Origin of the sequence: Acetobacter okinawensis JCM 25146 (genome assembly GCF_000613865.1) — a bacterium.
Classification (GTDB): domain Bacteria; phylum Pseudomonadota; class Alphaproteobacteria; order Acetobacterales; family Acetobacteraceae; genus Acetobacter; species Acetobacter okinawensis.
The window spans coordinates 83,138-104,885 of sequence record NZ_BAJU01000002.1 but is presented as its reverse complement, the minus strand read 5'-3'; the positions used below and the strand labels follow the sequence as shown (position 1 = coordinate 104,885).

At 55.9% G+C, this 21,748-nt stretch carries 19 protein-coding genes, 2 tRNA genes and 2 pseudogenes; 15 read left to right on the top strand and 8 right to left on the bottom strand.

The window, feature by feature from the left end:
- Positions 1-3: 3 nt before the first annotated feature.
- The 9 genes from JCM25146_RS20470 to JCM25146_RS01880 all read left to right on the top strand — a co-directional run bounded on the left by JCM25146_RS20470 (position 4) and on the right by JCM25146_RS01880 (position 9,459).
- On the top strand, positions 4-390 hold the full coding sequence (locus JCM25146_RS20470) for a PAS domain S-box protein (protein ID WP_051543892.1): 387 nt from the start codon (positions 4-6) through the stop codon (positions 388-390).
- Positions 377-1,498: a GGDEF domain-containing protein gene (locus tag JCM25146_RS23190; protein WP_051543890.1), complete on the top strand. Its 1,122-nt coding sequence runs from the start codon at positions 377-379 to the stop codon at positions 1,496-1,498. Before JCM25146_RS20470 ends, JCM25146_RS23190 begins: the two co-directional genes overlap by 14 nt.
- On the top strand, positions 1,447-2,202 hold the full coding sequence (locus tag JCM25146_RS23185) for a putative bifunctional diguanylate cyclase/phosphodiesterase (protein WP_242400843.1): 756 nt from the start codon (positions 1,447-1,449) through the stop codon (positions 2,200-2,202). The genes JCM25146_RS23190 and JCM25146_RS23185 overlap by 52 nt, the downstream gene beginning before the upstream one ends.
- A 161-nt stretch (positions 2,203-2,363) precedes the next feature.
- Complete coding sequence (locus tag JCM25146_RS01905; protein WP_051543886.1) at positions 2,364-3,281, top strand: NUDIX hydrolase; 918 nt, start codon at positions 2,364-2,366, stop codon at positions 3,279-3,281.
- 86 nt (positions 3,282-3,367) lie between these two features.
- Positions 3,368-4,348 (top strand): quinolinate synthase NadA, encoded by a 981-nt coding sequence (gene nadA, locus JCM25146_RS01900; protein WP_025825474.1) that lies wholly within the window; start codon positions 3,368-3,370, stop codon positions 4,346-4,348.
- A 22-nt stretch (positions 4,349-4,370) separates the two neighbouring features.
- Positions 4,371-5,234 carry a carboxylating nicotinate-nucleotide diphosphorylase gene (gene nadC / locus JCM25146_RS01895; protein WP_025825473.1) on the top strand — a complete coding sequence of 288 codons (864 nt, stop codon included), beginning with the start codon at positions 4,371-4,373 and terminating at the stop codon, positions 5,232-5,234.
- A gap of 326 nt (positions 5,235-5,560) precedes the next feature.
- Complete coding sequence (locus JCM25146_RS01890) at positions 5,561-7,936, top strand: TonB-dependent receptor (RefSeq protein ID WP_025825470.1); 2,376 nt, start codon at positions 5,561-5,563, stop codon at positions 7,934-7,936.
- A gap of 38 nt (positions 7,937-7,974) precedes the next feature.
- Positions 7,975-8,754 (top strand): tetratricopeptide repeat protein, encoded by a 780-nt coding sequence (locus JCM25146_RS01885; protein WP_025825468.1) that lies wholly within the window; start codon positions 7,975-7,977, stop codon positions 8,752-8,754.
- Between the two features lie 87 nt (positions 8,755-8,841).
- Positions 8,842-9,459: a GcrA family cell cycle regulator gene (locus JCM25146_RS01880; RefSeq protein WP_025825466.1), complete on the top strand. Its 618-nt coding sequence runs from the start codon at positions 8,842-8,844 to the stop codon at positions 9,457-9,459.
- Between the two features lie 76 nt (positions 9,460-9,535).
- Here the strand turns inward: JCM25146_RS01880 and JCM25146_RS16480 are convergent, their stop codons facing one another.
- On the bottom strand, positions 9,536-10,039 hold the full coding sequence (locus tag JCM25146_RS16480) for a bactofilin family protein (protein WP_035371770.1): 504 nt from the start codon (positions 10,037-10,039) through the stop codon (positions 9,536-9,538).
- Positions 10,040-10,437: 398 nt separating this feature from the next.
- Between JCM25146_RS16480 and JCM25146_RS16475 the strand changes: the two are divergent.
- Positions 10,438-11,435: pseudogene (locus tag JCM25146_RS16475) on the top strand (adenosine kinase).
- Between the two features lie 33 nt (positions 11,436-11,468).
- On the opposite strand, the gene rnd reads toward JCM25146_RS16475, so the two are convergent.
- Complete coding sequence (gene rnd / locus JCM25146_RS01860) at positions 11,469-12,671, bottom strand: ribonuclease D (RefSeq protein ID WP_025825464.1); 1,203 nt, start codon at positions 12,669-12,671, stop codon at positions 11,469-11,471.
- A 123-nt stretch (positions 12,672-12,794) separates the two neighbouring features.
- Between rnd and queF the strand changes: the two are divergent.
- Positions 12,795-13,264: pseudogene (queF, locus tag JCM25146_RS16470) on the top strand (preQ(1) synthase).
- 65 nt (positions 13,265-13,329) lie between these two features.
- Here the strand turns inward: queF and atpC are convergent.
- From atpC to JCM25146_RS01825, 6 genes are all read right to left on the bottom strand, one after another.
- Entirely contained in the window at positions 13,330-13,737 is a 408-nt protein-coding gene (gene atpC / locus JCM25146_RS01850) for an ATP synthase F1 subunit epsilon (RefSeq protein ID WP_025825463.1), read from the bottom strand.
- A gap of 28 nt (positions 13,738-13,765) precedes the next feature.
- Complete coding sequence (atpD, locus tag JCM25146_RS01845) at positions 13,766-15,238, bottom strand: F0F1 ATP synthase subunit beta (protein WP_025825461.1); 1,473 nt, start codon at positions 15,236-15,238, stop codon at positions 13,766-13,768.
- Positions 15,239-15,269: 31 nt separating this feature from the next.
- A complete protein-coding gene (locus tag JCM25146_RS01840; protein ID WP_025825459.1) occupies positions 15,270-16,157 on the bottom strand; it encodes a F0F1 ATP synthase subunit gamma in 888 nt (295 codons plus the stop codon).
- Positions 16,158-16,173: 16 nt separating this feature from the next.
- Positions 16,174-17,709 (bottom strand): F0F1 ATP synthase subunit alpha, encoded by a 1,536-nt coding sequence (gene atpA, locus JCM25146_RS01835; RefSeq protein WP_025825457.1) that lies wholly within the window; start codon positions 17,707-17,709, stop codon positions 16,174-16,176.
- Positions 17,709-18,326 carry an ATP synthase F1 subunit delta gene (gene atpH, locus JCM25146_RS16465; protein ID WP_051543884.1) on the bottom strand — a complete coding sequence of 206 codons (618 nt, stop codon included), beginning with the start codon at positions 18,324-18,326 and terminating at the stop codon, positions 17,709-17,711. Before atpH ends, atpA begins: the two co-directional genes overlap by 1 nt.
- A gap of 298 nt (positions 18,327-18,624) precedes the next feature.
- Positions 18,625-18,698: transfer RNA gene (locus tag JCM25146_RS01825), tRNA-Gly, on the bottom strand.
- Positions 18,699-18,923: 225 nt separating this feature from the next.
- On the opposite strand from JCM25146_RS01825, the gene JCM25146_RS01815 reads away from it, so the two are divergent.
- The 4 genes from JCM25146_RS01815 (at position 18,924) to JCM25146_RS01800 (ending at position 21,690) form a co-directional block, all read left to right on the top strand.
- Positions 18,924-19,000, top strand: a tRNA-Trp gene (locus tag JCM25146_RS01815).
- A 135-nt stretch (positions 19,001-19,135) separates the two neighbouring features.
- Positions 19,136-19,330 (top strand): preprotein translocase subunit SecE, encoded by a 195-nt coding sequence (gene secE / locus JCM25146_RS01810; protein ID WP_025825454.1) that lies wholly within the window; start codon positions 19,136-19,138, stop codon positions 19,328-19,330.
- A gap of 9 nt (positions 19,331-19,339) precedes the next feature.
- Complete coding sequence (gene nusG / locus JCM25146_RS01805; RefSeq protein ID WP_025825452.1) at positions 19,340-19,870, top strand: transcription termination/antitermination protein NusG; 531 nt, start codon at positions 19,340-19,342, stop codon at positions 19,868-19,870.
- Positions 19,871-20,061: 191 nt separating this feature from the next.
- The gene (locus tag JCM25146_RS01800; protein WP_025825450.1) at positions 20,062-21,690 is read left to right on the top strand and encodes an NAD-dependent malic enzyme; all 1,629 of its coding nucleotides are present in this window, start codon (positions 20,062-20,064) and stop codon (positions 21,688-21,690) included.
- The last annotated feature ends 58 nt before the right edge of the window (positions 21,691-21,748 follow it).

Here is a 21,748-nt window from a genome sequence, read left to right as displayed (position 1 = left end):
TTCATGCCAGATTATGCAAACCCGCTCTTATCTTCGCGCATTAACGATACGTTCTTTGCCGATATCCTGGAGCAGGCGGCAGATGGCATCATTATCATTGATGACAGGAACAGGATCGTTTTTTTCAACACCGCTGCCGAACAACTGTGGGGCTATCCTGCTTCCACCGTTTTAGGCAACGATGTGAATACACTTTTGCCTCTGGAACACCGCGACCACCATACAGGCTATATCACGCACAACCGGCAGACGGGGAATCATCGCGTTGTTAACACATCCCGCGAAGTCACTTTCGTGCGGAGCAATGGTGATTATGTCGCCGCTGAACTTTCGCTCTCCACAGCTTTATTAGGGCCCGAAAAAAAAACGTTATTATATGGCGTTTATTAAAGGCGTTACAGAGGAAGTACATCGGCGCAAGCTACTTGAACTTCAAAGTCAGGTTTTTACATCGCTCGCAGGCTACACCACCATACAGGATGTGGCCGATATGCTCTGCAACAAAGTGGAAAAACTGGTCCCCAACAGTATTGCCGCACTTCTTCTGGTGACCAGCCATGGGGGCATATCCATACTGTCCGCAAAAAACTTACCGGGAAGCAAGGCCAAACAACTGGCAGGACTGGTCCTTACGCCATCTGATATGGAAGACCTGCGTAAACACCCCCACCATGCCTATGCCGTGGTCTGGCAGCACAAGCAAAGCCATGAACCCAGCACTGACCTGCATGACTGCTGGGCCTCAGCCATATGCAACGGCACTGGAGAACTTCTGGGCATTTTTGTACTTTTTTCATGCAACAAGGATAAGATTACAGACTGGCCTCAAAAAATTGTCACAGGGTGCATTCCCTCCTGCGCCTCTATTATAGAGCATGAAAGAACACGTTACAGAATAAGCCAGTATAACAATATAGATCCCCTTACCGGACTGCTAAACCGCTCTGCCCTGACAACCCGCCTTAAACAGATGGCCGCACAAACCGGGCAGGCACCATTTGCCATCCTGATGCTTGATGTGGACCTGCTGCAGGATGTCAACAATGTCATGGGGTATAATAGTGGCGATATTCTCCTCCAGACGGTCGCACGCCGCATTGCCTCCCTATGCCGGGCACAACATCTGGTAGCACGCTTGGGTAGCGATGATTTTGTGGTCGTCATGCCCGGGGCGGACAGAACAAAATCTTGCAAACTTGCCCACGACCTGAACTGCATTGCACGCGAACCCATTGAAGTGAAAGGTCGTGATCTGGTCGCCTCACTCAGTATCGGTATCAGCCTGTATCCTGATGATGGCACAGAAATAGAGGAAATTCTCGGCGCATCGGAAATTGCCATGCGGCAGGCAAAAAAGCAGGCCCGCGGAGGATTCCGTTTTTTGGCAAAGACGGTAACAGCAATGTACGTGAGCGCCTTATTATTGGGTCCGCGCTCAGGGAAGCCTTGCACAAAAAAGAGCTTTATCTGGTGTACCAGCCTCAGGTCTGCGCACTGACCGGCACCTTATGCGGGGTAGAAGCACTCAGCCGCTGGCAACATCCTTCTCTGGGATTTATCCCCCCTTCCACCTTTATTCCCATTGCCGAGGAAACAGGGCAAATCGAGGCCATTGGCCTATGGTCCTTGGAGAAATCCTGCGAACAGATTCGCAAATGGGAGCAAGACAATGTTTATGTGCCCATTGTCAGCGTAAACATGTCTGCCGTGCATTTTTGCAGCATGGACCTGCCAGAGCAGATTTTGTCCACGTTACAAAAATACAGTCTGGCCCCCCAGCGCCTGACAATAGAGATTACCGAAAGCGTTGCCATGCGGCAGGACCCCGAAACCGCATCCAACCTGAAAGCCATACGAGATATGGGCGTTGGGTTATCCATGGACGATTTTGGTACGGGGTTTTCATCCCTGTCACGTCTGGCGCAGCTCCCTCTTACCGAGATTAAAATAGACCGAAGCTTTGTTGAAAATTTTGAAAACAATATCAGCTCTCTTGTCGTCGCTGAGGCGGCCATCAACATTGGCAAGCGGCTCGGCATCAAGGTTGTGACCGAAGGGGTCGAGCACGAAGCACAGGAAACAAAGCTGCAGGAACTGGGCTGCGATATTCTGCAAGGTTTCTTCTACAGCAAACCACTGCGCGCAGAGGAAATCCCTTTATGGCTTGCAGCCCGCCCGAGCAGACGGGCCAGCAGGGGATAGGGAACCGCCAGTTCCCTTAACCCGCACTCCCCCTTTGCCATAACGCACTAAAACAGAGTATTCTACAGCGGTCTAATAACCAGCGTATGTAACCACCACTCCCCCATGAGCGACCGTAGCGGCACCATGCCAGCCACTCCTTTCCTTCTTTCCTGCCCAATATGATCCGCGATCTGGAGCCTCTACTGCCCGCCAGCGCGCAGCCCGTATTGTGTGAAACGGAACTGGTGGCCGTTCTGGTCTGCATCAGCCACAATACACCCCATATCCTTACCCTTGAGCATGGGCGCTCCTTCCCCTCTGGCCCCCTTATGGTTGAGCACCGCTCCTTGCAAAAGGGCATGCGTAACTGGGTTGAGCGCCAGACAGGCCTTAAACTGGGCCATACAGAGCAACTTTATACATTTGCAGACCCACGGCATGGCCACGGCCACCAGATGGTTCGCATTTCCTATATGGCGTTCATCCGGGAGAATTCCGAACACGCTCTGGCTGCGCACTCCATTTACGACTATTTCCCATGGGAGGACAGGCGCGACCCGGCCTCTACCACCCTGCTCCATACAATTGCTGGCAGACTAAGGCTCTGGGCATCTGGCAATGCGCAGCGCTGGCAAAGATGCGCCACGGTTTTTGGCCTTGATGGTCATCACTGGAATGATGAACTCAGCCTGCAACGCTATGAACTCCTGTGGGAAGCAGGACTGGTGGCAGAATCCAACTGGCAGAATACCCCCCTCCTGCCGGGCCTGAGCATGGTCCGTGACTACAGGCGCATTCTGGCCACGGCGCTGTCACGCATGCGGGCAAAAATTCGCTACACTCCTGCGGTATTCGACCTCCTGCCACAACAGTTTACGCTGTTACAGCTCCAGCAGGCCATGGAGTCCCTGGCTGGTCGCTTCATGCACAAGCAGAACTTCCGTCGTCTTGTACAGCAACAAAAACTGGTCAGTCGGACTGCGGAATACGATTCTCCTGTACAGGGACGACCGGCACAGCTTTATCAATTCGCCCCCGAAATGGCTGAACACTGCTATCTGGCGGGAGCCAAGCTCCCACTCCCAGCCATCTCCTGAAAAAGTGTTTGCCAGCACTCTTGCAATTCCTAAGCGCTATATATACTCATTAAGAGCATATATACGCGGAACAATGGAGCAGAACAATGTCTGCATCACTCATGGCCAGCAGGGACCAACTCTACCACCCTGTTGCCCACATTATGCTGCGGGAACAATGGGAAGCCAGCTATGCGGCAGACATTGAGGCCATTCTACGCCTGAAGCAGGAAAAGAACGCCGTTATCCTTGCCCATAACTACCAGACGCCGGAAATTTTCCATTGCGTGGCCGATATACGGGGTGACAGTCTAGCGCTGGCCCGTGCCGCACAAACCATTGATGCCGACACCATGGTTATGGCCGGTGTGCATTTTATGGCCGAAACCGCAAAACTGCTTAACCCGGAAAAAACAGTCCTGATTCCCGATGCAACCGCAGGCTGTTCTCTGGCAGCAGGCATTACCGCCGAAAACGTACGTGAACTCAAAAAACGCTATCCGGGCGTACCTGTTGTTACCTATGTCAACAGCACCGCCGATGTTAAAGCGGAAAGTGATGTCTGCTGCACATCTGGCAATGCCAGACGGATTGTAGAAAGTCTTGGTGTGTCGCGCGTTATTATGATTCCGGATGAATTTTTAGCCCGGAACATAGAAGCCGAAACCGGGATAGAAATGCTGACATGGCCAGCCCACTGCGAAGTGCATGAACGGTTTACCCCGCAGGAGATCAAACAATACAGGCGACTGCACCCCGGCCTAAGCGTTATTGCCCACCCGGAATGCCCGCCAGACGTGTTGGCCGCGGCCGACCATGCAGGTTCCACTGCGCAGATGATCGACTTTATCGACCAGAAAAAGCCACCCAAAGTCCTTCTGGTTACAGAATGTTCCATGAGCGATAATCTGGCCGCATTATACCCTCAAACCCAGTTTGTGCGCCCATGCAACCTATGCCCACACATGAAGCGGATCACCCTGTCCAACATCCGTCAGGCATTGGAGACCATGCAAACCGAAGTGACCATACCCGAGCACCTGCAGCACCCCGCCCGTATGGCGGTTGAGCGGATGTTGGCCATTTAACCCGACCGGAGCCAAACACACCATGACCACCGGCCTGCACCTGCCCGCCCTGTTGTGGGAGCCGATCGTACGCACAGCACTTATGGAAGATCTGGGCATTGGGGGAGATGTCACCACGCAAGCACTGGCAAAACCGGGGCAACAGCTGCGTGCGGCCTTCTGTGCACGCAAGGATGGTGTTGTATGTGGCCTGGAAGGCGCGCGACAGACCTTTGCCATGCTCGACCCAACCGTGCGCTTCAGCATGCTCAAACAGGACGGGCATCAGATCAAAAGTGGAGATGTGCTGGCAACCGTGGAAGGCAGTGCCTATGCCCTGCTGGCAGGGGAACGTACGGCACTCAACCTGCTCTCCCATCTCAGCGGCATTGCCACGCATACGCAGCAGATTGTTCAGGCCGTAGCAGGTACCAAGGCCCGCATTGCATGCACCCGCAAAACCCTACCCGGCCTGAGATGTGCGCAAAAATACGCCGTCCGTGCTGGTGGGGGCAGCAGCCACAGACTGCGCCTGGATGACGCCATTCTTATCAAGGACAATCATATTGCCCTGTGCGGCGGCAACATCGAGCAGACCCTGCATGCTGCCAGACAGTATGCAGGGCACCTGATGAAGGTGGAGCTGGAGGTCGACACACTCGAACAGCTTGAACAGGCCCTGTCCTGCGCAGGGGCGGACGTGTATCTGCTCGACAATATGTCCATCCCACAACTGGAGCAGGCCGTGCACATGATTAACGGCCGCGCACTGGCGGAAGCCTCTGGCGGCATTACCCTGCAAACAGCCCTGCCCATTGCCCAAACGGGCGTGGATGTTCTCTCCCTCGGATGGCTGACCCATAGCGTGCATGCACTCGATATCGGTCTTGATATAGTCGAGAACTAAATTCCCCCGCATCCCCGCCGACACGCCAAAAATCTCCTGCTTTATGACGGGCAACGGCCTGTACGCCGAGCATTACATCAGTACGTCCGCATAAAGGTTGCATATCGATTTGCTCGAATCAGACACAGAGTGTCTTTTTTGCAACGATTTGATTTCTTCATTTTATAATCATAAAATTTCACATATTTTTATTCATAATTATTGAATTTTATCCATTTTTTGTCCGCTGCGGCATACCTCCCCCTCGTTTGCACCATTGCTAATGATTCGTATTTACACATATTTCGCAACTGCGAATCATAATCATTTATTTCAGGCTGCATCACATGGGCTCATCTCCTATTCGCCGCTATCTTAACCCCACTCCTCTGGCTGTAGGGCTGGCCATGAGCTGTAATGCTTTTCCAGCTCTGGCGGATGAGGCCCCTGACCCCGTCAGTCATCACCTCAAAACAGACAACAGCACCGAGCAGACCGACACAAAAAACTCGGCCAGCCTTGCAAATGGTAAGGGGAAAGGCCCCAAAACCATTAAGCAGGCTAACGGCACCGAGGTTGAGCAGTGGACCGTCGTTGCATCCCCCATGAACACGCTGCGTTCTTCAATCGGCTTCAGCCGTATGCAGGACGATGTGCTGCATACACCACAAACCATCAATGTTGTGCCTCAGATTCTGATGCAGCAGCAGAATGTAAAGTCTTTAGATGAAGCGCTTAAGAACGTCCCCGGCATTACCGCTTCGGTCGGTGAGGGCGAAGGAGGGATGTCAGGCGACCAGTTCCTGATCCGTGGTTTTGCCGCACAGAACGACATTTATGAAAATGGATTACGGGACTTTGGGGTTTATACCCGTGACAGCTTTGATTATGACCACATCACCGTTATAAAAGGCCCATCTTCACAGGTGTTCGGCAATGGCACCACGGGTGGGGCCATCAACATCACAACAAAAACGCCTTACGCAGGCAACCACGTGAACGCCAGTTTTTCGGGCGGAAGTGGTTCGTATTATCGTGGCACTCTGGACATCAATCGCAAAATTACAGACACCATTGCCGTCCGCCTGACCGCCATGGGCAATGAAAACAATGTAGTCGGCCGCGATTACATCTACTCGCACCGTTGGGGCATTGCACCATCCATTATTTTCGGTCTTGGAAAAAAACTTAATTATACGTTGGAATATTTCCACCAGACTGACAACAGAATTCCCGACTACGGTGTGCCCGTTGCCACCAAACCCGGCACGGCCTACGGCAAACCGATGACCGAATATGGTATCAACCGCAACAACTGGTATGGCACCACCTTTGATCAGGACGACACCTCCACAGACATGCTGACAGGCCGCCTGCAGTGGGAAATCAACAAATACGTCACGTTTTATAATGACACACGCGGCGGTCTTTACAGCCGCTACTACTCCGCATCGCAGGAAGCCTGCGGACTCGCGACCTGTGTCATTCCCTACTTCTCATCCAATCCAGCCAGCGCTGTCATCTCACGCAATGGTGGGCTTGGCGGACCTAACCCCTACCAGCAGGATGACTGGTCGGTGCAGAACGTTGCATCAGCCGTTGCAAACTTTAACACAGGCAAGATCAGGCACCAGATTATTGGCGGGATAGATATTGAACATATCTATGACCGCCGCCGCAACTACGCTTACGCCAGCACACGCCCAGGCACCAGCCTGATGTACCCCTCCATGTATGTGCCGGGTCTGAGCCTTTGTGGTGCCGGTAGCTGCGCAAACAACCTGACCAACATGCCCAATGGGGTCGGCAAGAAGGAATGGAAAAAAGGCGACGCCACGGATGTCGGTGCTTTTCTGTCTGAACAGGTGTGGTTTGTGCCTTGGTTCTCCGTCAAGGCGGGCTTCCGCTGGGATCACTGGGACAGTCATTACAACGCAACCGGGGGCGACCCTGCCTATGCCGATACGCATCTGGGACAAACGCAGGATACATTCAACCCCAACGTCAGCCTGATGTACACACCTAATGACCACGCCATGGTTTATTTTAACTGGTCGGAATCCACCACACCGCTCGGTCTGTATGTCGCCAACAGTTCCGAACCGCTAACACCCAAAAACCAGAACTTTTCACCCGAGCGCGCCAGACTTTATGAACTGGGTGCAAAATACTCGGCATTCCATGACCGGATCGGCTTTACCGCCTCCATCTTCCGTCTGGAAAAAGGCAACTCCCTGCTCACCGACCCCAGCACCGGCAGCGTCAGTTCCTCGGGCGATACACAGCGCAATCAAGGTATTGAGCTGAGTGTTTCGGGGCAAATTCTGAAAAACTGGAACATGATCGCCACCTATGCCCGCTATGACAGCCTGACAACGGGCGGCACTGCGGCGGATATTGGCAAGCAGGTCCAGTATGTGCCACGCAATCAGGCGACCGTCTGGAGCACTTACGAAATCGCACCCAAAAAAGTTTACAACCTTCTGGTCGGTGGTGGCCTGACCTGGCGTGAAGGCGTGTTTCTGGACACGGCCAATACAGCCCGCGTTCCTGCCAATGTCGAATTTGATGCTGTTATTTCACACCACTTTGACGACCACTGGAAAGTCAGCATGAATGGCTACAACCTTGCCAACCGCCTGAATTACGGCAACCTCTTCTCCAACCGTGTTACGCCTTCAATCGGTCGGGCATTCCTGTTCAATCTGTCTGCTTCTTATTAAAGAAGAATGGCATAATGATCGGCAGGTACACATCTTTTATGACCCGCGTGGTCAAACGCAAAAAGCAGAGTACACCCAAACCTCCTCCTCTGCCCGATCATGTGCAGGCCATCTACCAGAAGGCGGCAAACGGCCACCTTCTGGAGCAGGTTCTGTGGGGGAAAATTCTGCTTAACAGCGTTTTTGTCCCACCAGACCCCGCACAGGCCTATATATGGTTTTCCATTGCCGCCCAGACAAACTATGGCCCTGCACACAACATGCTGGGCCGCTGCCACCATTTTGGCTGGGGCACTGATAAAGACTTAAGCAAAGCAGCACACCACTATGCCGCAGCCGCAGCTGTGGGGGATGAGTGGGGACGGTACAACCTTGCCATCATGCATATGCGGGGCCTTGGCATGCCGCGTGACCTGCCAACAGCCTTCCAGTTGTTCCACACCGGTGCACATCATGGTCACGCCAAATCTATGAACATCATGGCGCGTTTTTACGAAGAAGGCTGGGTTGTGAAAAAAAATCAGGCCAGCGCCTTTGACTGGTACCGACGCTCGGCCGAAAGCGGAGACTACCGGGGCTGCCATAACCACGCGACCATTCTGGTCGAGCAGGGTCAGCTAGAGCAGGCTCTGCACTGGTGGCAAAAAGCTTTACCCGATGCAACGTCAGATATTCTGCTGGCCATGAACCGCACATTGGCATCTTACGACCACCCGGTCGCCCGCTCCGTGCTGAAGGCAACACAGGAACGCCTGCAAACCCTCCTACACAAACCTGAACAGACCTCAGAACACTCGGATTTTGGGCTTTCCGCTTGAGATCAGAGTGCCTTCCTCCTAATATGAGAACTGTAGAAGCACTGGTATTTTGCCAGCCCGCCATGCAATGCTCAAAGGTGCCTGTTAATGGAGTGGTCCGAAGAAATAATCGCCCAGCTTAAGGACCTATGGGCGGAAGGTCTTTCAACGGCGGAAATCGGCAGGCGTCTTTCCATTACCAAGAACGCAGTGGTCGGCAAGGCACACAGGCTGGGTCTGCCCCCGCGGCCATCCCCCATCCGCCGCAACGGCAGCAAGCCCAAAACGGCGGCAGACAAACCCGAGCAGACCACAGCGGCCACACCCGTGCCAGAGGCCTCCACTCCGCGTGCCACAGGCCCAGTGGCTCCGTCCGCTCCCCCTGTGCAGCCAGCAACTATTGCCACCCCTGCTCCCGTGACCGAACACGCCACGCCCGCGACGGCTGCACCAGTCATTGCTGGCGGGGATGACAAAACCGCGCGGAAAGAAAAAGCCGCCCCTGTGGCACGGAGCACGACCAAACCCAAAACGCTCCTGCGCAGTATCTCCGACCCCGAGCCGCAAAAGCGCCGTGGCCCCGCCTGCTGCTGGCCTATTGGTGACCCCGGCACACCGGGTTTTCATTTTTGTGGGGCAACACCCATTCCGGGCAAACCTTATTGCGAAGAGCATGCGCAAATCGCTTATGTGCGCCTGCGTGACCGGCGCGACAGTGTGGCCTGAACAACCACACTGCACCCGTTGACCTGAAGGTAGCCAGAACGGCGCCATTCAGGTCAACGAGAAAACATCAGTCCGGTCAGCCTTCAATCGACTTGACTGGCTCAGCCGCACTCTCGGCGGTTTTGGCAGCACCACTCCCTTCGGACAGCATTTCAAGCTGACCCGTAATCTGGCCGCCATCTTCAACCTTCAGGCGGTGGCAGGCAGCCTTGCCCAGCAGGCGGCCACTGCCACGCACGGTCAGGCTGCCGCGCGCAGTCAACGCGCCATCCACCGTACCGGCGATTTCCGCGTTTTCCACTTCCACGCCACCACGGAACAGGCCACCGGGCATGACAACCAGTTCCTTGGCCGTAATCATGCTGGATTCGACAGTACCTTCCACCACCAGACGCTCTGCGTCCTGAACCGTGCCCTGCACGCTAATCCCACGCCCGACAACCAGCGTACGCTGCTCCGGCCCTTCTTTTTTGGGCTGCATCTGCGTGGGCAGGCCACGGGCAGCAGCCGCACCAGGCATGGGGGGAATGCCCGCACCAGCGGGGAGAGAGGAACCAGAAGGAAGAGGTGCACGACCCATGGGTGAAGTTTCCTTTAAATTATCAGAACGCGATACGGGAGCGCCATTTGTGGCCCCCCCTGCACTCCCGCATTGGACGAAAGAACAGTGCCAGATGCCCCTGCCGGACGCGCAGAACCCTGCTGCACGGTAGAGGAGGCCTGAGTATTTGGCTGACTCTCTTCAGGCTTACGTCTTTTGAACAAGAAATTCCCCCGCCTTTCTGGCTGCCCGTATTCAGGCAGCAATCCACATTAACAAGCTGCTGGCAGCACCAGCCCGGCTCCTCCAAACTTTTGCATGCAGGCAACCGTCTGGTCAGCAGCCCAGATTGCTTACGCCTTACTGTTGCCCTTTTTGTGGCAGCGCGCTAGCCAAACAACCACACAGATCATTTTTTCAGGAAAAATTTTATCGCCATGACCGGTCAGGACACACAGTACGATATTCTCGGTATTGGTAATGCCATCACCGATATTCTCGCCCGCACGGACGCCACCTTCCTTCAGGGGCAGGGACTGACCCCCGGCAGCATGACACTGATTGACGTGGACCGCGCCAACGCGCTTGAAGCGGCCTTGAAGCCAGAACAGGTCATGGGTGGTGGATCTGCTGCCAACACCTGCGTGGTGGCAGCCCAGTTTGGCGCGCGCGTTGCCTACCTTGCAAGGTCTCACGCGATGATGCGGGGCTCAAGTTCACACAGGACCTGCGTGACAACGGGGTGCAGTTCCCATCCGCCCCCCTGAACACACAAGTGTTTGACAACCTGCCTACCGCGCGTTGCGTGGTCATGGTTACACCTGATGGCCAGCGCACCATGGCGACCTATCTGGGTGCCTGCACCTGCTTTACCCCCGATGACGTGCTGCCCGACATGATCGCTGCCTCCAGCATTATCTATCTGGAAGGGTATCTGTTTGATCCGCCGCATGCGCAGGAAGCTTTCCGCCGGGCCGCAGCCCTTGCCCACAAGAACGGACGTCAGGTCGCACTCTCCCTGTCAGATCCCTTCTGCGTTGGCCGCCACCGCGATGCATTCCTTGATCTGGTCAAAAACCATGTCGACATCCTGTTCGCCAATGAAGATGAAATCTGCGCATTGTACGAAACAGAGAATTTTGACACAGCCGCCCGCCGCACCTTGCAGGATACAACCTTTGCAGCCCTGACCCGCTCTGGTCTGGGCAGTGTTGTGGTGCATGATGGCCAGCTGACAACCGTGGCCCCGGTACCCACACAGGTGGTGGACACAACGGGTGCGGGCGATGCCTATGCGGCAGGTTTCCTTGCAGGTCTTACCTCTGGTCGCAGCCTGCCAGAATGTGGGCGACTGGCATCTGTCGCTGCGTCCGAAATCATTTCGCACTACGGAGCACGCCCGCTTTCCAACCTGTGGGAAGAAATGGGCTTCTGATTACACAGCCTGCTCCAGCAGGAACGCTGTCTCTTATGGAGCAGCGTCCTGACTGGGTAAGGTAATAACCCGTCCACCCCTGACCTGAAGCGCGACCTTGCCCTCACACAGGGCCTGAGCCGCGTTTCCAAAAACCTTGCTCCGCCAGCCTGACAGCAGTGCAGGGGCCTGTGCGGGGTCCAGAGCCAGTGCTTCCAGCTCATCCATGGACGCCACCAGACGGGGAGCGACATCATGCTCCTCGCAACATGCGGTGAGCAGCACTTTCAGCAATGCCACCAAAGATGCAGGAGGGCGGGCGTTATCCTTGCCCTTCCCACGGGCTGGGCGCGGTAACTCGGACTCTGGCAAAGCCTGCGCCTGCTTGACCGCCTCCAGCAAGGCAAGGCCAGTCCGCCCTTCTGCCAAACCGCGGGAGACCCCCCGCACGCGGGCAAGCGCATCCACCGTTGTGGGAGTTGTCGCGGCTATTTCCAGCAGACTTTCATCCTTGAGCAGGCGCTGGCGCGGTACGTTCACACGCTGGGCCTCACGCTCACGCAGGGCCGCAACAGCACGCAACACGCCCAACATGCGGCGGTTGCCTGTGCGTGCCTTCAGCCGCTCCCACTGTTTTTCCGGGTCAGGACGGAAGGTCGCTGGGTCTTCCAGCTCCGCCATTTCCGCTCCCACCCAACTCAGTCGCTTGTCCTGTTCGAGCTTGTGCACCAGTTTTTCATAAACAAGTCGCAGCCACGTCACATCCCCAGCCGCGTAGATCAGCTGCGCATCCGACAATGGACGCACGGACCAGTCCGTGAACCGATGGCTTTTATCAATCATATGCCCAGTCAGGGAGCCCACAAGACTGTCATACCCGACCTGATCACCAAAGCCTGCCACCATGGCGGCCACCTGCGTATCAAACACAGGCGTGGGCAGCGCATCAAACTCATGCAGGAAAATCTCCAGATCCTGCCGCGCTGCGTGAAACACCTTGAGCACTGCAGGATCGGCCATCAACTCCGCCAGAGGGGTCAGATCCAACCCTTCCGCCAGCGCATCAATCAGCACCACATCATGGGCACTACCCACCTGCACCAGACACAGTTCCGGCCAGTATGTGCGCTCGCGCATGAACTCCGTATCAACCGTAACAAAACGCTCGGCATGAAACGGCTTGAGAGCCTCTGCCAGTTCCGGCGTGGAAGACACAAGCCGCGGCTGGGGAAAAACGGGAGTGGGTAATTTGGCCATGTTTCCTCCATACACCAGCAAACCCGAAAGCGACAGACAGAACCCATAACCCTGCACAGGAAACTTGACGAACGCCCCAACAAGCCGGACATCAAAGACAATCATGACCATCTGGAGCAAACCATGAGCACTGCAGACGATGGCCGCCACGCGCTAACCCAGCTCGGCCGCCAGATTGCCCCCCCCAACAACCCCGAAGAAGCCGTGCTGGAGCGTGTGCCCGCCCCTTACCCGGACAAGCGTTACATGGTCCGCTTTACCGCGCCGGAATTTACGTCCCTATGCCCCATTACCGGCCAGCCGGACTTTGCCCATATTGTGCTGGATTACGTACCGGACAAATGGATTGTGGAAAGCAAGTCGCTCAAACTCTTCCTGACCAGCTTTCGCAACCACGGGGCTTTCCACGAGCCTGCTCCGTACAAATCGCCAGCACACTGGTTGATCTGCTTAACCCCGTATGGCTTCGGATTGGCGCTTACTGGTACCCACGCGGCGGGATTCCGATTGATGTCTTCTGGCAGACAGGAGATGCCCCGGCAGGCGTATGGATTCCTGCGCAGGATGTGCCCAATTATAAAGGCCGTGGTTAAAAAAAACGGGCATAAAAAAAGCCACCTCAAGGGTGGCTTTTCTTTGACCTGAACGTGCAGGAAAATCAGCGGGCAATGCCTGCTTCAATTTCTGCCCGAACGGCCTGAATCTGGTCCTGTAGCACAACAAGACGGGACGTATCGGTCTTGTCTGCCTTGTCCCATGCTTCTGACAGGGCTTCAAGCTGTGCGGTGGCCGTATCAATAGAGATATCGCTCACCGGCACGGCCTTGTCTGCCAGCACCGTGCAACGTGTGGGGGTTATGTCAGCAAAACCACCCCCAACAAAATAGCGATCGGTCACTTTATCACCCTCATAAAGGGCAACAACGCCACCACGCAGAAGAAGCATCATGGGTGCGTGTTCCGGCATGGCGGCAATATCACCCTCCATGCCCGGAAGAACGGCCATATCTACTTCACGCGACACCAGAACCTTTTCAGGGCTGATTATCTCAATCTGGATTGGCATGAATGGTGCTCCCTCCAGAAGCCGGCTATCAGGCCGACTCCCTCAGTTTTTCTGCCTTGGCAATAGCTTCTTCAATCGTCCCGACCATGTAGAAAGCGGCTTCGGGCAGATCGTCATATTCACCGGCACAGATTGCCTTGAAGGAACGCACCGTATCGGTCACGGACACCAGCTTACCAGGTGCACCCGTAAACACTTCTGCCACATGGAAAGGCTGGGACAGGAAGCGCTGGATGCGACGTGCGCGCGCCACGATCAGCTTGTCGTCTTCAGACAGTTCGTCCATCCCCAGAATGGCGATGATATCCTGCAAGGACTTGTAGGTCTGCAGAATACGCTGCACTTCACCAGCAACCGCATAGTGCTCTTCACCCACAATTTGCGGGTCCAGTGCGCGGGAGGTGGAGTCCAGCGGGTCCACAGCCGGGTAAATGCCCATTTCAGCAATGGAGCGGTTCAGCACGGTTGTGGCATCCAAGTGGGCAAAGGTTGCCGCAGGGGCCGGATCGGTCAAGTCATCGGCAGGGACGTACACGGCCTGCACAGACGTGATAGAGCCTTTTTTGGTGGACGTAATACGTTCCTGCAGGGCGCCCATTTCTGTCGCCAGCGTGGGCTGGTAGCCCACGGCGGAAGGAATACGGCCGAGCAGTGCGGACACTTCCGAACCAGCCTGCGTAAAGCGGAAGATGTTATCCACGAAGAACAGCACATCCTGGTTTTCTTCATCGCGGAAGTATTCCGCCATGGTCAGACCAGTCAGCGCCACGCGGGCACGCGCACCCGGCGGTTCGTTCATCTGACCGAACACCAGTGCCACCTTGGAACCTTCGGTGGAGCCGTTTTCGCCCAGCTTAATAACACCGGCATCCTGCATTTCGTAATACAGGTCGTTCCCTTCACGGGTACGTTCACCAACACCGGCAAACACGGACACGCCACCATGTGCTTTGGCGATGTTGTTGATAAGTTCCTGAATAATAACAGTCTTACCAACGCCCGCGCCACCAAACAGGCCGATCTTACCACCCTTGAGGTAAGGGCAGAGCAGATCGACAACCTTGATGCCGGTCATCAGAATTTCAGAAGCGGCTGCCTGCTCGTCAAAAGCGGGAGCATCGCGATGGATGGGAGCGCGACGTGCGGTCTGAACAGGGCCCTGTTCGTCAATCGGTTCGCCGATCACGTTCAGGATGCGGCCAAGCGTTTCGGGGCCAACGGGCACAGAAATCTGTGCACCGGTATCGACCACTTCCGTGCCACGGACCAGACCATCGGTCGTGTCCATGGCAATGCAACGCACTTCATGTTCACCGATTTCCTGTGCCACTTCGAGCACAAGAACCTGATCGCCCAGCTTGACGTGCAGCGCGTTCAGAATTTTGGGCAGTTCGCCTTCGAACTGCACGTCAACAACCGGCCCTTTAATGGTGGTAATGCGGCCAACAGCATTGGTCTTCGTGGCCGCAGGGGCCTGGGTCTGGGTTGTGGTATCCGACATGGGTCAGCTCCTGCGGGGCATACGATCGGGCTCAGACAGCCTGTGCGCCCGAAATGATTTCGATCAGTTCGTTAGTAATATTGGTCTGGCGGGTCCGGTTATAGACCTGCGTCAGACTATCGATAGTGCGGCCAGCATTGCGCGTTGCGTTATCCATGGCCGTCATACGGGCACCGTTTTCACCCGCAACCGTTTCCAGCAGCGAAGCATAAATCTGGACCTGCAGATTGCGCGGCAGCAGCATGGCCAGCAGCGTTGCTTCATCAGGTTCAAATTCATACTGGGCCACGTCATTGGAAGCTTCAAGCTCAGTGCTTGTTTCTTCCACGACCATGGGCACCAGTTGCTGGCATGTCGGCACCTGCGTCATCGCATTGCGAAATTTGTTGAACACAAGCGTGCAAACATCAATCTCGCCTGCTTCCAGCAGGGCGTTGATCTTGTCACCCAGACCACTGGCAACGGAAAACGGAATTTCCTTTGCGCTGGTGCCGGTCACATGATCGACAATCAGGTCCGCATGGTCGCGCATGAAAAAGTTTAGAGCGCGACGACCAACCGGGAGCAGGCGCACCGTTTTGCCTTCGGACTGAAGGCGACGGATGGTCTGCACGGTCAGGCGATGAACGTTGGCGTTAAAGCCACCGCACAGGCCACGGTCACTGGTCATAGGAACAAGAAGATGCACCTTGTCCTGCCCGGTACCAGCCAGAAGAAGAGGCGCACCGTCCTCACCTCTGGTTGCACCGGCCAGTTCACCCAGCATACGGCGCATGGCTGCCGCGTAAGGACGTGCAGCTTCCGCGCTGGCCTGCGCCCGCCGTAATTTGGCGGCCGCCACCATTTTCATGGCGCTCGTGATCTTCCGTGTCGATTTGATACTTCCGATGCGCGCGCGCAGTTCCTTAAGGGAAGCCATGAGTGCTTCTGCTCCCTCAGCCGGCGAAGTTGCGGTTGAAGGCGGTCAGATATTCGGTCAGCCGCGCTTCAAGGTCCTTGGAAATGGCCTTTTCCTTGCTCAGCGTGTCCAGAATATCCTTGCCTGCGCTCCGCACATCGCTCAGCACTGCGCGCTCCCACGCCACAACCTTGTTAGCGGCAATGCCGTCAAGGAAGCCACGAGTACCAGCGAACAGAAGAACAACCTGCTCTTCCACCGAAAGGGGAGAAGCCTGCGGCTGCTTGAGCAGTTCCACCAGACGTGCACCACGGGCAAGCATCTTCTGCGTTGCCGGGTCCAGATCGGATGCAAACTGGGAGAACGCAGCCATTTCACGGTACTGGGCAAGTTCAAGTTTGATCTTGCCTGCAACCTGCTTCATCGCCTTGATCTGCGCTGCCGAACCAACGCGGGAGACGGAGCCACCCACGTTCACTGCAGGGCGGATGCCCTTGTAGAACAGGTCGGTTTCAAGGAAGATCTGACCGTCCGTGATGGAAATCACGTTGGTTGGGATGTAGGCAGCCACGTCGCCAGCCTGAGTTTCAATAACGGGCAGAGCCGTCAGAGAACCAGCGCCATTGGCGTCAGACATTTTAGCAGCGCGTTCCAGCAGGCGGGAATGCAGATAGAACACGTCACCCGGATACGCTTCACGGCCTGGGGGACGACGCAGCAGCAGGGACATCTGGCGGTAAGCCACAGCCTGCTTGGTCAGATCGTCGTAGCAGATCAGGGCGTGCATGCCGTTGTCGCGGAAGTATTCGCCCATTGCGCAGGCTGCATACGGAGCGAGGTACTGCAGCGGAGCCGGATCGGATGCGGTTGCGGCCACGACGATGGAGTACTTCATCGCGCCTTTTTCTTCCAGCAGACGCACAAGCTGTGCAACCGTGGAGCGCTTCTGGCCGATGGCAACGTAAATGCAGTAGAGGGACTTCTTGTCGTCGCCCTGCTCGTTCACGCCCTTCTGGGCCAGAATGGTATCGGTCAGGATGGTGGTCTTGCCGGTCTGACGGTCACCAATCACCAGTTCGCGCTGACCGCGACCAATCGGCACCAGAGCGTCAATCGCCTTGATCCCGGTCTGCATGGGTTCGCTGACGGACTGACGCGGCATAATGCCCGGCGCCTTGACTTCCGCACGACGCAGTTCAACGTCGGTCAGCGGGCCTTTGTCGTCAATCGGGTTACCCAGACCGTCCACAACGCGGCCGAGCAGGCCTTTGCCAACCGGAACGCTGACAACCATGCCCGAACGGGTGACGCTGTCACCTTCACGGATGTTGGTATCATCACCAAAAATAACGATACCGACGTTGTCGCTTTCCAGGTTCAGGGCCATGCCCTTCTGACCAGCGGACGGGAAGTCCACCAGTTCGCCTGACATGACATTCTGTAGGCCAAACACGCGGGCAATGCCGTCACCGACGGACAGAACAGTGCCGGTTTCGACCACATCAGATTCCTTGTCGAACGAGGCAATCTGCTGCTTGAGGATATCCGAAATCTCTGCGGGACGGATTTCCATCACGCGGCTCCCTTCATGGCGTAATGCAAACGAAACAGGCGGGTCTTGAGGCTCGCGTCATACAGCTTTGCCCCTACACGGACGACAAGGCCGCCCAGCAGGGTGCTGTCAACACGCTCACGAATATTGATACGGGAATAACCGGCCTCGGCCAGACGGGCCTGAAGCTGGGCGCGCTGCTCTGGTGTCAGCGCCACGGCGCTGCTGACCTCGGCCACCACCTCACCCCGGCGGGCCACGGCCAGCGCGTCAAGCGCACCAAGAATGCGGCGCAGCACCGGCAGGCGACGGTTATCCGCCACAACACCCACAAAATTACGAAGAATCTGGCCGAACCCCTGAGCCTCCAGCACGGCCAGCACGGCCTTGCGAGACACCAGAATATCCAGACGCCTGTCTTCCAGAACAGTGCGCAGGGGCGCACTTTCATCAATCAGGCGGGCAAGCGCTCCGCCTTCATCAAGCACGGTGTCCAGCTGCCGCTGCTCGGCGGCCAGATCATAAAGCGCAATCGCGTAACGGCCTTCAAGACCGTTGGCCGCAAAAGCAACTGCTTGTGCTGTCGTTACGCCCGAGGCCACCACTCTTTGGTTCTTTCCTTCTGTGCGCGCCGGCATTCCACACTGACAACGATGCAACCCAGACCACCAGACGATGAATCCAGATTTAATGCACCTGCTGGCGCGGCCTCTAGCATGACCACAACAGGCACGCAACTAGCTGAACACCCCTATTTTGCGCATCCACCCCGATGGAGCAGACCACGGTGCGCAAAAGTCCATATCTACACGCCCTGAACCGGAATGACGCACTACCCAAACAGAACAGGCAACACCCGCGATCAGACCCGACAGGTCGCTACGATCACGAAACAGCGAGGGATGAAAGGCTACAGAATTTGTCTGGAGAATATTTTGGAGCGGACAGAGGGAATCGAACCCTCCTCGGTAGCTTGGAAGGCTACAGCATTACCACTATGCTATGCCCGCGCACCAAAGTGTGGACGTTTATAATCCATCCTCCACGCATGCTGCAAGCCCCCGGCGTTTTTTTTGCGCAGGCGCGTATCTGGGCACACAATAATCTGCAACAGGCACTTGACTTTAGCGCCACAACATATTTTGTTCCGCCTCCTGTGATGCCCGCAAGATTGTGGCTGGTCAGACGAACGGGTTTCCGTTATAGGTCTTTTCCAGCCGTGGCGGACACGCTGCAGGGGTGTAGCTCAATTGGCTAGAGTGCCGGTCTCCAAAACCGGAGGTTGTGGGTTCGAGACCCTCCACCCCTGCCAGATTTTCTCGTGGTGTACGGAAGGTTCCGCTTTTCACCTGTAAAACGCGGCTTTATCGTACAATCTGAGTAGTGTTTTTAAAGACTGCCTCAACGTGCCGCACTGCGGCGGGGCAGAACAAGGAGAGTGTGCTTCGTGTCGTTCAGTCCCGGTAAGTTCCTGCATGATGTGCGTACCGAGGCGGAACGGGTCACATGGCCCACCCGCCGCGCAACGTTTGTCACCACCGGCGCCGTTTTGGCCATGGCAGGTATGGCATCCGTCTTCTTCTTCGTCGTGGATCAGTTGATCGGTCTCGGCGTGCGTCAACTTTTCGGGCTGGGAGGCTGAGAAAACGGCATGGCCAAGCGTTGGTATGTGGTCCACGTCTATTCGGGCTTCGAAAAGAAAATTGCACAGCACATCCGTGAAGACGCGGAACAGAAAGGGCTGAGCGATCATATTGACGAGATTCTTGTCCCGTCTGAGGAAGTGATTGAAGTCCGTCGTGGCCAAAAGGTGAACGCGGAACGCAAGTTCTTCCCCGGCTATGTGCTGATCAAGATGGAAATGACCGACGAGTCGTGGCATCTGGTCAAGGACACGCCAAAGGTTACGGGCTTTCTGGGCACCAAAAATCGCCCGACACCCATTTCTGCGGCCGAAGCAGAACGGATTATCCGCCAGACAGAGGAAGGTGTGCAGCATCCCCGCTCCGCCGTTACCTTTGAAGTGGGCGAGCAGATTCGTGTGGCCGATGGTCCTTTCACCTCCTTCAATGGTGTTATTGAGGAAGTGGACGAGGAAAAAGGCCGCCTGAAGGTCAGCGTATCGATCTTTGGCCGTTCCACACCAGTGGATCTGGAGTTCAATCAGGTCGAAAAGCTGTAATTCTTCAGCCACATTACCCTGTAGTTTTTAAAGGCGGCCCTTGGGTCGCCTTTTTTTATTGCAATTGTGCACCGTCCATCTGCCCTGCAAACTCAACAAACCCATTGCGGTCTTTGGAACACTCCGCCGAGTTCCGGGTTGTACCCTTGTCTGTTAGCCTTACGTGGCTTTTGCTTTGCCAAGGAGTGACCATGCCTTCCGCACCGACTCTTAGAGGAACAGCCCTGCTCAACAATGCCCTGCTCAACAAGGGCACCGCATTTACCGAGGCAGAACGGCGTGAATACGGGCTGGAAGGCCTCCTGCCCACACAGGTGGAAACACTGGACAGGCAGGTAGAGCGAATCCACAGACATCTGGAAGCCAAGCCCAGTAATCTGGAACGCTATATCTATCTGAGCGGCCTGCGTGATCAGAACCAGACATTGTTCTACCGCGTGCTCATGTCCAACCCAGCGCAGTTTGTACCTATTGTCTACGCCCCTACTCTAGCCGCAGTCTGCCAGCAGTTCAGCCATATCTACCGTCGCCCCCGTGGCATGTACATCAGTCTGGACATGCGGGGCCGAATCCGCGACGTGCTGCGCAACTGGCCCATGGAGAACGTGCGCTTCCTGTGCGTAACCACTGGCGGGCGTATTCTGGGACTAGGCGATATTGGCGTAAATGGCATGGGCATACCCATTGGCAAGCTCGACCTTTACACGGCTTGTGGCGCTGTTCCGCCCGAAGTGCTGCTGCCCGTACAACTGGATATTGGCACCACAAACAGCGCCCTGCGCGCAGACCCGCTTTACCTTGGCCTACGCCGCGAACCACCACCGCTGGAAGAGCTGGACGGGTTTGTAGAAGAATTTGTGCAAGCCGTTCAGGATGTTTTTCCCCACTGCTGCCTGCATTTTGAGGACTGGAAAGGCACGGACGCCCTCCATTACCTTGAGACATACCGCAACAGGGTTCTGTGTTATAATGATGATATCCAAGGCACGGCAGCCGTTACGCTGGCAGGCCTGATTACAGCACTCAAAATCAAGAACGAAACACTGTCCCAGCAGCGCTTCCTCTTCCTTGGCGCGGGTTCTTCCGGCCTTGGCACAGCGGATATGCTTGTATCCGCCCTGAAGCAGGAAGGCATGAGTGAGCAGGACGCCATTGCGCGCATCACACTCATGGATGTGGACGGCCTGCTGGAAAAAACCCGCTCTGACCTGACGCCGCAACAAAAGCGCTACGCCAAGTCCCTCCCCCCCTCACGTGACCTGCTGAGCATGGTGCAGACACTCAAACCCACCGTGCTTATTGGCGTTTCCACCTCCGGTGGTGCCTTTACGCAGGAAATTGTAGAGGCCATGAGTGCGCTAAACGAACGCCCCATTATTTTCCCCCTCTCCCTGCCGCAAAAAAACGCAGAGTGTACTGCCGAGCAGGCCTATGAGTGGTCAAATGGGCAGGCTCTTTTTGCTGCGGGATTACAGTTCCCCGAAGTGACCCTGAACGGGCGGACCTTTTACCCCGGTCAGGCCAATAATTTTTATATCTTCCCGGCACTGGGGCTGGCTGTTTATGCCACCTGCCCACGCCACATCACCGATGAACTGATTATTGAGAGCGCCCACGCACTGGCCGATCAGGTGGACCTTGCGGCACAAGAGCGGGGACGTCTGTTCCCGCCCCAGAGCGATATTCTGGACGTTTCCATAACCTCGGCCACACGTATTGCTGAGTTTATTTTCGATCAGGGTGCGGCCACGGTAGAGCGGCCAAAGGATATTCGCGCGTGGATTGAAAGCCTGACCTACACCCCGCATTACGCGGAGTAATTTTACCCAACCGCGCTACTGGCAGAGTCAAAAACCGACTCTGCCAGCACCGATTCGG